13 protein-coding genes are annotated in these 12,790 nt (G+C 72.2%); 7 read left to right on the top strand and 6 right to left on the bottom strand.

Annotation, left to right across the window (positions count from 1 at the left end):
- Positions 1–213 precede the first annotated feature (213 nt).
- From AB0O01_RS10325 to AB0O01_RS10300, 6 genes are all read right to left on the bottom strand, one after another.
- Positions 214–690 carry an NUDIX domain-containing protein gene (locus AB0O01_RS10325; protein ID WP_365312062.1) on the bottom strand — a complete coding sequence of 159 codons (477 nt, stop codon included), beginning with the start codon at positions 688–690 and terminating at the stop codon, positions 214–216.
- A complete protein-coding gene (gene tmk / locus AB0O01_RS10320) occupies positions 687–1,340 on the bottom strand; it encodes a dTMP kinase (RefSeq protein ID WP_365312061.1) in 654 nt (217 codons plus the stop codon). Before tmk ends, AB0O01_RS10325 begins: the two co-directional genes overlap by 4 nt.
- On the bottom strand, positions 1,337–2,878 hold the full coding sequence (locus AB0O01_RS10315; RefSeq protein ID WP_365312060.1) for a radical SAM protein: 1,542 nt from the start codon (positions 2,876–2,878) through the stop codon (positions 1,337–1,339). Before AB0O01_RS10315 ends, tmk begins: the two co-directional genes overlap by 4 nt.
- A gap of 15 nt (positions 2,879–2,893) precedes the next feature.
- Positions 2,894–3,739: a hypothetical protein gene (locus AB0O01_RS10310; protein WP_365312059.1), complete on the bottom strand. Its 846-nt coding sequence runs from the start codon at positions 3,737–3,739 to the stop codon at positions 2,894–2,896.
- 431 nt (positions 3,740–4,170) lie between these two features.
- Positions 4,171–4,740, bottom strand: coding sequence for a GNAT family protein (locus tag AB0O01_RS10305; protein WP_365312058.1), 570 nt, complete (start codon positions 4,738–4,740; stop codon positions 4,171–4,173).
- A 21-nt stretch (positions 4,741–4,761) separates the two neighbouring features.
- Complete coding sequence (locus AB0O01_RS10300; protein WP_365312057.1) at positions 4,762–6,108, bottom strand: hypothetical protein; 1,347 nt, start codon at positions 6,106–6,108, stop codon at positions 4,762–4,764.
- Between the two features lie 493 nt (positions 6,109–6,601).
- On the opposite strand from AB0O01_RS10300, the gene AB0O01_RS10295 reads away from it, so the two are divergent.
- The 7 genes from AB0O01_RS10295 (at position 6,602) to AB0O01_RS10265 (ending at position 12,725) form a co-directional block, all read left to right on the top strand.
- On the top strand, positions 6,602–7,513 hold the full coding sequence (locus AB0O01_RS10295; protein WP_365312056.1) for a DUF6302 family protein: 912 nt from the start codon (positions 6,602–6,604) through the stop codon (positions 7,511–7,513).
- Between the two features lie 660 nt (positions 7,514–8,173).
- The gene (locus AB0O01_RS10290; RefSeq protein ID WP_365312055.1) at positions 8,174–9,361 is read left to right on the top strand and encodes an ATP-binding protein; all 1,188 of its coding nucleotides are present in this window, start codon (positions 8,174–8,176) and stop codon (positions 9,359–9,361) included.
- A 249-nt stretch (positions 9,362–9,610) separates the two neighbouring features.
- Entirely contained in the window at positions 9,611–9,997 is a 387-nt protein-coding gene (locus tag AB0O01_RS10285; protein ID WP_365312054.1) for a roadblock/LC7 domain-containing protein, read from the top strand.
- 1 nt (position 9,998) lies between these two features.
- Positions 9,999–10,388 carry a DUF742 domain-containing protein gene (locus tag AB0O01_RS10280; RefSeq protein ID WP_365312053.1) on the top strand — a complete coding sequence of 130 codons (390 nt, stop codon included), beginning with the start codon at positions 9,999–10,001 and terminating at the stop codon, positions 10,386–10,388.
- Entirely contained in the window at positions 10,378–10,962 is a 585-nt protein-coding gene (locus AB0O01_RS10275) for an ATP/GTP-binding protein (RefSeq protein WP_365312052.1), read from the top strand. The genes AB0O01_RS10280 and AB0O01_RS10275 overlap by 11 nt, the downstream gene beginning before the upstream one ends.
- On the top strand, positions 10,959–11,504 hold the full coding sequence (locus tag AB0O01_RS10270) for a GAF domain-containing protein (protein ID WP_365312051.1): 546 nt from the start codon (positions 10,959–10,961) through the stop codon (positions 11,502–11,504). The genes AB0O01_RS10275 and AB0O01_RS10270 overlap by 4 nt, the downstream gene beginning before the upstream one ends.
- An 18-nt stretch (positions 11,505–11,522) precedes the next feature.
- A complete protein-coding gene (locus AB0O01_RS10265; protein ID WP_365312050.1) occupies positions 11,523–12,725 on the top strand; it encodes an acyl-CoA dehydrogenase family protein in 1,203 nt (400 codons plus the stop codon).
- The last annotated feature ends 65 nt before the right edge of the window (positions 12,726–12,790 follow it).

Below are 12,790 nucleotides of genomic sequence, written 5' to 3'. Positions count from 1 at the left end.
CCACACCCCACGGCCCGTGCTGTGGCGTCACGGCCATCGGTGTGACCGTCGGCAGCGAGGCTGTGCCCGCCCCGATCGTGCCGTCACCGGCCCGCACGACCTCCATAGACACCCGAACCGGGCCAGCAAGCAGCCCGTACCGCACCCAAGCCTGGCCTGTACCACCGAGTCGGCTCTTCGGCTTCGTCCCGTGCCCAAGGAGCCCGGGGATCGTCAGCCGTGTTGGTCCGGCGCGAGGCCGGCGGGCCGTGTCCATGCGTGCTCTGTGAGCGCCCGTTCTCCCTCCAGGTAGGCGAGGAGTCCTTCCCGGGGGTATTCGATGATGTCCTCGGGAAGTTCGTGGATGCTGAACCATTGCAGGCTGAGGCATTTGGCGGGTTCCCGGTTGACGGGTTCGCCGCTCCATTGGGTGGCTTCGAAGAAGAACCCGATTCGTTCGACGGTGGTGTTCTGGCGGTGGTGCACGACGTGGACCATGCGCAGGTGCCGTGGGTCGGCCGAGACGCCGGTCTCCTCATGCAGTTCCCGGGCGGCGCCGACGCTGAGGGGTTCTCCCTGGTCGAGTTTCCCGGAGGGCATGTGCCAGCGGCCGTGGCCGTAGGGGCCGCCGCGCTGGGAGAGGAGGATCTCGTCGCCGTCGCGGAGGATGACGTGGGTGTCGATGACGGGCTGGGCGGGCTGCGGGTTCATGGTTCCTGGCGGGGTGGGGGATGCGGTCCGGGTGATGACGGTAGCGGGGTACCGGGCAGCGCGTCGGCGATTCGGGCCGCGATCCGGGGTGGCGAGGAGCGGCTCGTGTCGGCGAGGAGTACTTTCACTCCTTTGCTCTTCAGGGTCTGGGCGGCTTCGTCGTAGAGGTCGGTTTCGCGGGCGGGGGTGGCCGGGTCGAGGTGGAACCGGTGCCGGATGCCTCTGTCGGCTATGCGCTGTGCGATGAGGGCGGGCGGGGCGGTGAGGATGACGGCCAGATCGGGTTTCAGGATGTCCGCGTTCAGGGCGAGGAGGAACGGCAGCGGAACGCCGTCGAGTTGCTGGAGGACGAGTGTGGAGGCGATGTAGCGGTCGCAGAGGACGGTGTCGCCCGCACGGAGGTGCGGCTGGATCTCGTGGTCGATGTGGGTGTACCGGTCCGCCGCGACCAGGCAGGCGAGTGCGTGTCCGTGGATGGTGTCGGCGTTGTTCCGGGTGAAGGTGCCGATCGTGCAGGTGGAGGGTTCCGCGGTCTGGTGGACGGGCGCACCGCGCCGGGTCAGCTCCCGGGCGAGGGCGCGGGTGGTGGTGGATTTCCCGATGCCGCTGGGGCCGTCGATGGTGATGAACAGTCCGCGTGGCCGGGTCATGCGGCAGCCTTGTGGGGTGGCTGGTTGCGGTGGTGCTGTTCGCGGGTGAGTGCGGCGAGGGTGGAGCGGATGGTGGTGAGGGGGACGTCTGCGAACTGGATGCCGACGGAGAAGTTGAATTCGTCGCGCCGGCGCATGGATTCGTCGGCGCCGTCCGAGGTGAGGTCGACGTCTGTGCAGTCGAGGAGGGTGTCGGGGTTGTGGCCGGCCTGGATCAGGGTCTGCCAGACGGGGGTGCCCGGGTAGGGGCGGAACTCGAACACGCTGGCGCGGATGTCGCCGGGGTTGCGGTCGGCGATGTCCCACAGGGTGCGGATGTGGCGGACCGTGAGGGCGAGGTCGTCGTGGGTTTCGCCGGGGAAGCCGAGGATGAAGTAGCCCTTGACGCCGATGCCGTGCTCGACGAGGCGGCGGGCGACGCGTTCGGTCATGTCGGCGCTGATGCGTGTGTCCATGGCGGCGAGGATGCGGTCGCTGCCGGATTCGATCCCGAGGGCGACCTCCCGGAGCCCGTTCGCGACGAGGTGGTCGAGCTGGCGGTCGGTGAGCCGGTCGAGGACGTTGATGCGGCCGGTGGCGTCCCACACGTAGCGGTCGCCGATCTGGTGTCGGGTGAACGCGCGCATCTGTTCCTCGATGACTCGGCCCGCGCCGAGGAACAGGTCGTCGACGAAGCGGAACGCGGTCACCCGGTGCTCGGCGTTCAGCGCGTCGAGTTCACCGATGATGTTGTCCGGCGCCGGGACCCTGATCCGAACATCCGGATTCGCGCTGACCGCCGCGCCGCAGAAGGAGCAGTTGTAGGGGCAGCCCCGGCTGCCGACGATGTGCGCCTCCTGGTGCCCCTGCCGGGCGGCCCTCTTCAGCGCCGGGCCTCCGCGGCTTGCGGCCTGGCGCCGGTCCGCGCCCGTGGGCGGGGCGTGGTGGGGGTCCTGCGGCAGGAACGCGCGGTTGACGTAGGGCAGTGCGTTGATGTCCGGGCCGAGGAGTGCGGCGTTGCGCCTCGGGTCCCTCGGGACGCCGCACGCCCGGGTGCCGAGGAGAGGGTCGCGCCAGTACACGCCGGGCAGTTCGGTGCGGCGGTGTCCGTCGTCCAGGAGTGCGGCGACGCGCGGTTCGCCCTCGCCGATGACCAGGGCCCGCAGGCCGACCATGCGGGGGTCGGCGAGGACCCGGTCGGGCATGGCCTTGGCATGGTGTCCACCCGCCATCAGGGCGATGCCCTCGTCGATGCGGGCCGCGATACCGGCGGACATCTCGTAGGTGGGTGCGAGGAGGTTCATCGCCGCCCACCGGGGGCGGGCGTCGTTGACGAGTCGTGCTGTCGCGGCGATACCGAGGCCGTGGGCCTCGGCGTCGAGGACGCCCACGTTGAAACCGGCCTGCTGGGCGTAGGTGGCGATGTAGGCCATGCCCAGGACGGGGAGGGTGTAGTCGTTGGTGCGTGGCCGCCGGTCGTAGTCACGCAGCGGGGCGTTGACGAAGAGCGCGTCGAGGGTGCGGGCCGGGTCGGCCCCGGCGATCAGCGGTAACGGCATTGCTCCTCCGGTCTGTCAGCGGGCGTGGGAGCCCCAGGTGAGGGTGGAGAGTGTCAGCGTGTGCAGGGCGGTGAGGTCGCCGTCGGCCATGGCCGTCCACGCGGGGCCGAACGATCGGTCCTTCTTTCCCGGCCAGGTGTGGTCGGGGGCGATCTGGGCGGCCCAGGTCCGGACGGCGAGGTCGTCGTGGGGGTAGCTGCTGAAGTGCCCGGTGTAGTCGGCCGCGGCGGCGGCTGCGGTCCAGGGACCGATGCGGGGGATCGTGGTGAGGGCGGTGCTCAGCCGGGCGGCATCCATGCGCTGCCAGTCGGCGGCGTGCTGCTGGTACTCGGTGGCGGCTGCCTGGAGGACGGTGCGGTGGAAGCGGGCGCCGACAGCGGCGAACTGCTCCTCGTCCAGGGCCAGGACCCGCTCCGGTGACGGGGCGACGGCGAGCGGGCCGTGGGCGGTGTCCAGAGTGGTGCCGTGCGTCCGGCACCAGGTCCGGTACAGCTTCCGGGCCTGGCCGGCCCGTACGACCTGCCGCAGGACGGCTGTGGTGAGGGCGTCCCACAGCGAGGGGTTGGCCACACGCCTGCTCGGGCCGAGGGCCGCCAGTCCGGCTCTCAGAGCTGCGGGGACGGTCTCCGGCAGGCAGACGGGGTCGGTCGCCACGACGACGGGTTTCACATCCTCGGTACCGCGAACGCACCGCATGTGCAGGCCCTCCGGGTTCCACGACAGGATCCAGAGGCCGGAGCCGGTGGCCACGGCCCGGACACAGTCCCCGTCCCCGTCCCCGTCCCCGTCCCCGTCCCCGTCCCCGTTCCCGTCCCCGGTCTCGGTCCAGGCGGGGTGATCGGTCGTCAGTACAGCGGACATGAACGGCTCCCTGCTCCAGCGGGCTGGTGTCCCCCACAGCCTCTCGCACCGCAGTGCGCGGCGGGCCCGGATGAACTGCTGCGCGCCCGTCGGCAAGTCGGCCTGCCCGAGAGCACCGCCCTGCCGGTGACGGCGGACGGGCAGCGCCGGAAGGTGGATAGTGCCGCACCACCAACGCAACTCCCTGAGATCGGAGACGGCTCGTGGCACCACACCGGTATCGCTCCCCTGGCCGATCCGCCTGTCACCCGCAGTTCAGGACACGCAGAGCCGCTGGCCCCCGCGAGGAGACCAGGCCGGATGCCGCCATTCGACGCCAGCGGCTCGTCAGATGTGGCCGGACCGCCGACGGCATCACGTGGTCGTTGACCGCACCGTGGATGGGCGGGTGGGATGGCGCGTCTTCGGAGCTAGGTCCTGGCTGCGGCTCGTCAGGTTTCGGACCGCGTGCGGTGGGAGGCGCTCCATTCCCGTTCGAGGGTGGCGTGGACGATGGAGTCGCGCCATGCGCCGTTCTTGAGAATGTGTTCGCGGATGCGTCCTTCTTCGAGCATGCCCGCGCGTTCCATGGTGCGTGCGGAGGGCTGGTTGTGGGGGGAGCGGGCGCCCCAGACGCGGTGGAGGCCGAGGTCTTCGAAGGCGAGGGCGAGGAGCAGGCGGACGGTCTCGGTCCCGTATCCGGTGCCCCAGGTTTCGGGGTTGAGGGCGAACCCGATGGTGGCGGCCTGTTGTTGGTGGGGGTCGAGGGCGAGTCGTGCGGAGCCGATGAGCCGGCCGTCCTGGCGGGTGGTGACGGCCAGCGCGTACTCGGTTCGGGGTTCGACGGTGGCCGATGTGATGGACCGGCCGACGAGATCCTCTACTTGCGCCCTTGTTCGTGGGGGGAAGGAGAGGTGTTCGGTTGCGGTGGCGTCGCCGTAGATGGCGAGGATCTCGTCGGTGTCGTCGGGGCTCAGTTCGCGCAGGGTGAGGCGCTGGCTGGTGCGGGTTACCGGGTGCATGTGCGGGGACTCTACCGGCGGTCAGCGGGTCAGGGCGGGCCTGGAGGGGGCGGTGGAGCTGTATGCCTCGATCTCCTGGTGCAGGTCCCTGGCCGTGCGCGCGTCGCGGGCGGGGCTGTGGGTGAGCGCGGTGGCTACGCGGCCGACGGAGACGACGATTCCGAGGTTGCGGCGGGTGGGTTCGAGGTCGAGGACGGGGCGTGCCGCTTCGGCGGCGCCGTCGAGCTGGTCGTTGTGGAGGCGGGTCAGGGCGAGGTTGCACTGGGCGCCGGCCTGGTCTCCGAAGGCCCAGTGCGCGGTCTCGGAGTCGGCGAAGGCGGCGGCGGCTTGTTCGGCGCTGGTGATGACGTCGGTACCGCTGTGGTTGAGCAGGACGCGGGTCTCGACCTCGTAGTAGAGCTGTTTGGCCTCGGGGAAGGTCAGGAGTCCGCCGAGGCGGTCGAGGTCGTCGGGCTGGACGCGCCTGCGCAGGTCGGTGGCGCGGGTGAGGGCGGCGGTCGCGGACTGGCCGTCTCCCAGGAGGGCGGCTGCCCGTGCTTCGAGGGAGGCGAGCCAGACGCTGACGGTGCCGCGGGACTCCGTGCAGTGCGCGGCGCCCTGGCGGGCGTAGTGGAGGGCCTGGCCCGGCTGGTTCGACCAGTAGGAGATCAGGGACTTCAGGCCCAGGGTGAGACCGACGAGTCCGGTGTGCCCGGCCCACTGTGCGGCGACTCCGGCGGCGCGGGCCTGGGTCATGGCCTGCCGCGGCTCGCCCATGTCGTTGGAGCCCTTGGCCATGTGGAAGGAGAGGATGGTGGCGAGGACTCCGAGGTCGCGGCCCTGGGAGGGCTGGATGCGACCGCCGTCGAGCAGGCGGAAGACCTGGTCCTGGGTGGCTGCCATCTCCTGCCAGATCACCGACAGGGGGACGCGGGGATAGTCCTCGACTATCGCCGCGACCTTGTCCGTGACGATGGCGAGTGTCTCGGGGCCGATCAGGCCGTGTTCGGCTCCCATGGCGAAGTCTGCTGCGCGTTGTGCGGCCATCGCTGCCGTCCTTCTCATCTCGTCCAGGACCGCGCCCGTCGTGGCACGGCCGTCCCCGGCGGGGCTCTCGCGTTCGTGCGCGAGGACAGTGTCCGCCGGGCTCCAGAGGGCTTCGACGCTGTATCCGAGCCAGTGCCTGAGCACCCGGCGGGCGTCCCGCTGCGGCTGGCGGTGTCCGTAGTACCAGCCCTCGAACGTCGTCAGGGCCGGATCGAGCCGCCGCAGAGACGGTTCGTCCTCGATCTGTGCCAGCTCGTGCGCGGCTCTGCGGAAGGCGGGCAGGAACGCCCGGTGGTCGCGGAGTTCCCGTTCGTCGAGCAGGTGGCGAAAGAGCTTCTTCATCCGGCTTCGTCCTCCTGTCCGTCTCCCATGCGTCGCGGCGACGGCAGGGCCTCTCGCGGATCAATGTTCCTGCCCAGCCTGCGAGTTAGAGCATCCGGCCGGACTCCGGGGGCGTTCCGGGGAGAGGGCGGGGATGCGCGTCACTCCCGCGCCGTGTTCCGGGGACGGAATGGGGGTGGCCCTGGATTCCCTGCGGCTGCGACGCTTCTCGCCTTCCGTACGGAGCGTTTCCGACTCCCCTCGGGACGTGACGAACTGACGGATCGGGGCGGCACCGGCCTCCCGAGACCTGGCGTGGCAGTCCCCCGCTCTCTCCAGACCGGTCCCAAGGACGTGATGTGGATGACCACGACCAGTTGGCCTCCTCGTTCCAGCGATCCCGCCCCGCTCCCGCCCGGGGAGGACCTCATGCCCACGCTGAAGGACGTCTTGTCCGCGTGGGTTGTGCCCTGGCCGGCAGAGGCCCGTCCTGCCTCTTGGCTGGGGAGGTGCTGTGACCGCCTCTTTCCCGGCCGGGCCGGGCGGCAGCGCCGCGCTTCGGCGCGGGGGGTCCGGCCGGGTGACGGTGGAGGCTCCGCAGGTGGCTGCCGTGTACGGGCCCACGAGTACGCATGGGCTGGCCGACTCGGCGCTGCTGTCGGGCGCGGTGACGCTGCGGCTCGGTGGCCTGCCCGAGGGCGACGGTGCGGGCGGGGGTGGGGAGTTGCTGGCGGTTCCGTCGGGGCCGGGGCGGCTGGGCGGCTTCCTGCCCGTCCCGGATTCCTTCGCCGCGGAGGTGGCGGATGTCCTGGGATCACTGCCGGGTTTCGATGGTGTGCGGCTGGAGGCCGACGGCCGGGGCAGGCTGCTGGTGGTGTGGGGTGCGGTGTGCCCCGCGCGGATCAGCGCCCCTGGGCGCCGCCGGTTCTACGGCGTCGCGGGCAGCATCGGGGGCCTGGAGCTGCGGGACGCGGTGATGCTGGACGCTCTCGCGCACGGAACGCCGGTCGCCGCTTTCGCGGTCTGCCGTCTCGCCACGGAGCGGGAGGTGTTCGAGCGGATGGAGGCGGCGGGTGAGGTGCTCGCCGGCTGGCGGGGGATGACGTGGACGGCGATCGTGCACGAGGCGGTCTGCCAGGGTGTGGTGCCCGTGTGGCCGTCGCAGCCGGCCGGTCTGAGTCCGCTGGGCCTGGGACTGCTGGACGCGTGGGCGGCCGGGGTGCCCTGGGGCCGGGTCGCTGATCTCCTCGGAGTGACCGCGCCCGGTGCGCTGCGGGAGCTGGAGGACACGGTGTGCAGGCGGCTCGGCGCCCACTCGGCGCTGCACGCCGTCCTTCGGGGCCACGAGACCGGCCTGCTGCACGCCCGGCGCACAGCGACCGCGGCGACTGCGGCGGGTGCCCGTGCACTGGGGCGGGGGCCGTGATGCTGCCCGGCCCGTGAAGACGGCCGTCCCGGGGCGAGCGCGCCCCGGTCCCGGAGACTCCCCCCGTGGTCACGGGCCCGGAGAGCCGCCCCGGGGCGGTCCGGCGCCGCTGCTCCTTCCCTGGCAGGCCCGGGAGGGAGGCGGTCGCCGAGAAGTTCCCCGGTTGCGTCTGGATCACAGTCAGGTCCGGCTGCCGGGGTGACGGTGAAGGGGCGGTCGGGCCCCGCCACCGTCCCGGCTGCCGCAGCGGGCCTCGGATCACTCCTGCGGCAGCCGGCCCCAACCTGCCCACAACCCAGCCCTTTTGACACGTTTTCTAGCCTTCTGAGGAGCCATGGTCTCGTCTCGTCGAACGGCCCGGCGCCACTCCGCCCATGGCGGGGCAGGCGGCGGCAGCATCCCTCCGGACCTCCCGGCCCCGGGGCGCGGGCTGCTCGGGAGCAGCCTGGGCGCGGTGCTGGCGGGTGCGGCCCTACCGGCCGGGGCGTGGGCCGCCGGTGCCGCGGGCACGCTGGCGTGGCCGTGGGCGGTGTCGGGTGGGGCAGCCTTGTGGGCCGGGCTCGTGGTGGTGTGCGCCCGCCGTGACCGCTCCAGGACGTCGGCCGGCAGGCCGAACTCGGTGCCCGGCGCGAGAAGGACACCGCGCACAACAGGCTGACGGTGCGGGCCCAGGAGCTGGAGCACTCCCTGGCGAACGCGCGGGCCTGGCTGGAGCGGTACTGGGCCACCCTCGACCGGGCCCGGACGGAGGCGCAGGCGAGGGCCGGTGCCCCGATACCGGCCGCCTCCCAGCGGGGCCACGGCGACATCACGGACCCGTTCGAAGGGTTCGACCGGATGCTGACCGTTGTGCTGGGCGAGGCGGTCGCCGCAGTGGCGAAGGCCCGGGACGGCGACGCCGGGCGGGTCGTGGGCAGTGTCGCTCCGCGCCTGCACGGCACGATCACCCGTCTGCTGGGCGTGCTGGACGACGTGGAGAACAGCATCGAGGACCCGGCGGTCCTGGCGACGCTGTTCAAGGCGGAGTTGCAGGCGTCGCTGGCGCGGCGCTACTGCGAGAGCCTGATGGTGCTGGGCGGCAGCGGCCATTTCGCGCCGAGCCGGGACCCGGTGCCGCTGGGCACGGTGGTGCGGGTGGGGATCGCGGAGACCCTGTATCACCGCCGGGTGGAGACCCGGTTCCCGCTCGGCCAGGACCTGTGGATCGTGGGCTACGCGGGTCCGGCCGTGATCCACATGCTGTCCGCGCTGGTCGACAACGCACTGGGCTACAGCCCGCCGGACGAGCCGGTCGGCGTCCGGGTCGAGCAGCATTCGCGGGGCTTGCGCATCGAGATCGAGGACCACGGGCTGTCCATGCCCGTCCGGGACCTGGCGGAGGCGAACGCGCTGCTCGCCGGACCGTCGCCGGACCTGGTGCTGCCCCGGCTCGCCGAGAGGCGGATCGGCCTGGCCGTGGTCGCGCAGCTCGCTGCCGCCTACAAGATCACCGTCGGTCTGCGGGCCAAGCAAGCACCGGAACAGGGCATCGTCGCCACCGTCGCCCTGCCCGGACAGCTCCTGGTCAGCCGGGGCAACTGCCGCCCGCCGCACGACCCGAACACCCTCTTCCTCTTCCCCTCCTGCCGCCGGTCCGGCCAGGCCGATGGCCCTGCCGGGCCGCGCCGGGACAGCCGACAGCACACCACCGGCCGACCCCCGTGCGGCCTCCGGCCCTACCGCTCCGGTGACCGGTGCCCCGGCACCCTCGGGTCCGCGCCCGCGTGCGGCGTCCGATGGTGCGGGGGACCGGCCGCTGCTGCCGCGCCGAGTCCGGGACACCACCGCCCTCGCCGCACCCGGCGGTGAAGATGACACCGCCACCGGCGGCCCTGCCTCCCCGGTTCCTCCTCACCCTGACGCGGTCCCCTCGCCTGCCTCACCCGACGTCGTGGGCGCGTTCTTCCGTGCCTCGCGCCAGATCCAGGAGGCGGCTTCGGACTCCGGACCGGAGCCGGGCCCCGCCATCACGCCTTCTTCCACCCCTGACACCCCTGACACCCCCCACAGGAGCGATCGATCACCGGCGAGATCTTCGCGACCACCAGGCTTCAGGACATGACGTTGCTGCTGGAGCAGTTCGCGGCCGAGATCGGGCATTCCACCCGCGCGGTCCTCGTGTCACGGGACGGGCTGGCCCGGTGCGCCACGAAACTGCTGGACCAGGACGGGACGGACCGCGTGGCCGCCGCCTCCTCCACCGTGCTGTCCGCGTGCAGGGCGCTCGCCGAATGTTTAGGGAGCGACTCGACGCAGGAGACCCGCCAGATCGTCATCGAGCGCCACGACTGCATGATCTACACCATGGCCGCGGGCCAGGGCAGTCTCCTGACCGTCCTGACCGGCCCCGGAGCCGATCCGGGCATGGTCGCCCACAAGATGACCCTTCTGGTCCAGCAGGTCGGCCGGCACCTCGCCACGCCCGACCGCGCGGAAGGCGAATGAGATGGCGGGCGGCACCTGGGGCGAGGTCACCCCCCGCGTCCCCTACTACGCGATCACCTCCGGCCGTACCGAGGCCGACGTCACCCTCCTCCTGGAGACACAGGTCCGCGCCCTGCCGGAGAACCCCCCGCACGGAGCGACACCCGAGCAGGAGCAGGTGCTGCGCCTGTGTGCGGGCAGGGACCTGTCCGTCGTCGAACTCGCGGGCACCCTGCGCCTGCCGGCCCCTGTCGTCAAGGTGCTCGTCTCCGATCTCTTCCGGGACGGCGCCCTGCGGATCACGGTCCCCCGCTCGGACCGGCCCGGCACCGAGGGCAGCGACCCGGCCGTGCTGACCGCGCTCCTCGCCAATCTCCAGCGCCGCTGGGGGGTGAACCCCCATGCCGCATGACCAGCGGCCCGGTGAGTGGCTGGTGAAGATCCTGGTGACCGGCGGGTTCGGCGTGGGCAAGACGACCCTGGTCGGCGCGGTCAGCGAGATCACCCCGCTGCGCACCGAGGCCGGCCTGACCGCGGCGGGCGTCGGCACGGACGAACTGACCGGCGCCGTCGGCAAGACGACCACCACCACCGCGGTCGACTTCGGCCGGATCACCTTCCCCGACCCGCCGCCGATGAAGGTCTTCCTCTTCGGCACCCCCGGACAGCCCCGCTTCCACTCCATGTGGCAGAAAATCGCCCACGGCGCCCTCGGCACGGTCGTCGTCGACACCGGCCGCCTCGCGGCCTCCTTCCCCGCCCTGGACTTCGCCGAGAAGCTCCGGGTTCCCTTCGTCGTCGCCGTCAACGAGTTCGAGGACGACCCCCGCCGCTACACCCCGGACGAGGTCCGCGAAGCCCTCGACGTGCACGAGCGGGTGCCCGTGATCGCGTTCGACGCCCGCGACGCGAGGTCCGTCGCCACGGTCCTGCACGCCCTGATCACCTCCCTTCCCGCCCCCTCACCACGTGGAGCCCGCCCGTGAACCCTCACGATCCCGACCCCGGGCTACTCCCCGCGCCCGCCGCATCCTCCACCGCCCGCGCCGCCCGCCTGCACGAACTCGGCCTCCGCCGGGAACCGCGCGGCGACCTCGACGAGACGGTCACCCGCCTCGGCCGCGCCGCCGGCGCCGCGTACGCGATGGTCAACCTCCTCATGGACGACGGCCAGTACTTCACCGGCCTGTACCGGGCGGACCGCCCCGACCTGCCCCTCATCCCCCGCACCATGCCCCTCACCCACGGGTTCTGCCCCGCCTTGATCCCCCGCAACGGACTCGCCCTCGTCATCACCGACACCCACAGTCACGCCCGGTTCCGGTCGAACGCGGTCGTCGACATCCTCGGCGTCCGCACCTACGTCGGCGCACCCTTCACCGACCCCGAGTCCGGCCAGACCCTGGCCACGATCTGCTTCATCGACACCGCCGCCCGCCCCCAGGCGGACGCCGACGGCCTCCTCGGCCTCATCAAGTCCGAACGCGACGCCCTGGCGCCAACTCTCCTGCACTCCGCCCACCGCTGACCCCAGAAACGGAGAGCGATGCCCGACCTCCAGGCCCTCCATGCCGTCCCCGGCACCGAAACACCCGACCCCGACCCCGGTTCCGACCCGCACCGGGACCTGCGTGCCAGGGTCCGTGACTTCGCCCGGACCGAGATCGCACCCCGCATACCCGGCATGGAATCCACCGGGGCTGTCGAGGACGGCCTCGTGACCGAGATGGCCCGCATGGGATGGATCGGCATCACCGTCCCCGCCGCCCACGGCGGCATGGACGTCGGCCACACCGCGAAGACCGTCCTCGTCGAGGAACTCTCCTATATGAGCGCGGCGATGGGCGCCGCCGTCCAAGCTTCCGTCCTCGGCACCGCGATGATCCAGCACTTCGGGACGGAAGAGCAGCGGAACACGTGGCTGCCCGCCGTCGCGGACGGATCGGTACTGCCCACGATCGCCGTCACCGAACACGACTCGGGCGGTCACGTCCTCGGTATGACCTCGACCGGCCGCCGCCGGGGCAGGACCTGGGTGCTGAGCGGCCGGAAGGTCTACGTCGGCAACTCCCACGTGGCGCATGTGCACGGCGTGGTGGTCCGCACCGGCAAGGGCAGCCGGGGACTGAGCACGTTCCTGGTCGAGGCGGACCGTGAGGGCGTGCGCCTGGCCCCGCACACTCCCCGGCTCGGCCTGCGCGGCTTCTCCTTCGGGGAACTCGTGCTCGACGGGGTCCGGGTGCCCGATTCCCACCGGATCGGTGAGGTCGGTGACGGGCTCGATGTCGCCTACTCCAGCAGCGTGCTGGTGGGACGGCTGAACCTGGCGGCAGTCGCCCTGGGCATCCTGTCCGCCACCCGCGACCAGGTCACCGCCCACGTCCGCAACAGGCCGCGCCCTTCTCCTCCGTCCGCCTCCCACCACCGCAGCGAGCCCTCCTGTGTCCTCCACCCCCCTGCCCCTCGCACCCCTCCCGGACCGTACTGCTGCTGTGCCGCCGGTCCTCGACGGCACAGCAGCCGCCGCACTGCGCTCGGACCTTGCCCGCGCCTGCCGGACCGGGTCCGGCACCCCCTCCGCCGCAGCCCTGGCCCGGACTGCGACCACGCTCCGCGACTGCCTGGCCCGCTGGACCCCGACCGCCCGCGACTGCCGCGAGGCCGAGGCGGGTTCCCCCTCCGCGACCGCCCGCTGGGACGCCCTCCTGACCGCCGCCGAACAGCCGCCGGACACCCCCGTCACCCCTGAGACCGTCGCCCTCCTCACCACGGCACTGCGTGACCTGCTGCGGGCGATCACCCGCGCCACCGAAC

The organism is Streptomyces sp. NPDC093252 (genome assembly GCF_040683675.1).
In the GTDB taxonomy this organism is placed as follows: Bacteria; Actinomycetota; Actinomycetes; order Streptomycetales; family Streptomycetaceae; genus Streptomyces.
This window is presented reverse-complemented; position numbering and strand designations above follow the sequence as displayed.

What these genes read in the sequence shown, in the direction of transcription:
- AB0O01_RS10280 (WP_365312053.1), top strand. Translation starts at nt 9,999, where the DNA reads ATGGCGGGCGGCACCTGGGGCGAGGTCACCCCCCGCGTCCCCTACTAC.
- AB0O01_RS10305 (WP_365312058.1), bottom strand. Translation starts at nt 4,740, where the DNA reads ATGCACCCGGTAACCCGCACCAGCCAGCGCCTCACCCTGCGCGAACTG.
- AB0O01_RS10310 (WP_365312059.1), bottom strand. Translation starts at nt 3,739, where the DNA reads ATGTCCGCTGTACTGACGACCGATCACCCCGCCTGGACCGAGACCGGG.
- tmk (WP_365312061.1), bottom strand. Translation starts at nt 1,340, where the DNA reads ATGACCCGGCCACGCGGACTGTTCATCACCATCGACGGCCCCAGCGGC.
- AB0O01_RS10315 (WP_365312060.1), bottom strand. Translation starts at nt 2,878, where the DNA reads ATGCCGTTACCGCTGATCGCCGGGGCCGACCCGGCCCGCACCCTCGAC.
- AB0O01_RS10275 (WP_365312052.1), top strand. Translation starts at nt 10,378, where the DNA reads ATGCCGCATGACCAGCGGCCCGGTGAGTGGCTGGTGAAGATCCTGGTG.
- AB0O01_RS10265 (WP_365312050.1), top strand. Translation starts at nt 11,523, where the DNA reads ATGCCCGACCTCCAGGCCCTCCATGCCGTCCCCGGCACCGAAACACCC.
- AB0O01_RS10300 (WP_365312057.1), bottom strand. Translation starts at nt 6,108, where the DNA reads ATGAAGAAGCTCTTTCGCCACCTGCTCGACGAACGGGAACTCCGCGAC.
- AB0O01_RS10285 (WP_365312054.1), top strand. Translation starts at nt 9,611, where the DNA reads ATGACGTTGCTGCTGGAGCAGTTCGCGGCCGAGATCGGGCATTCCACC.
- AB0O01_RS10325 (WP_365312062.1), bottom strand. Translation starts at nt 690, where the DNA reads ATGAACCCGCAGCCCGCCCAGCCCGTCATCGACACCCACGTCATCCTC.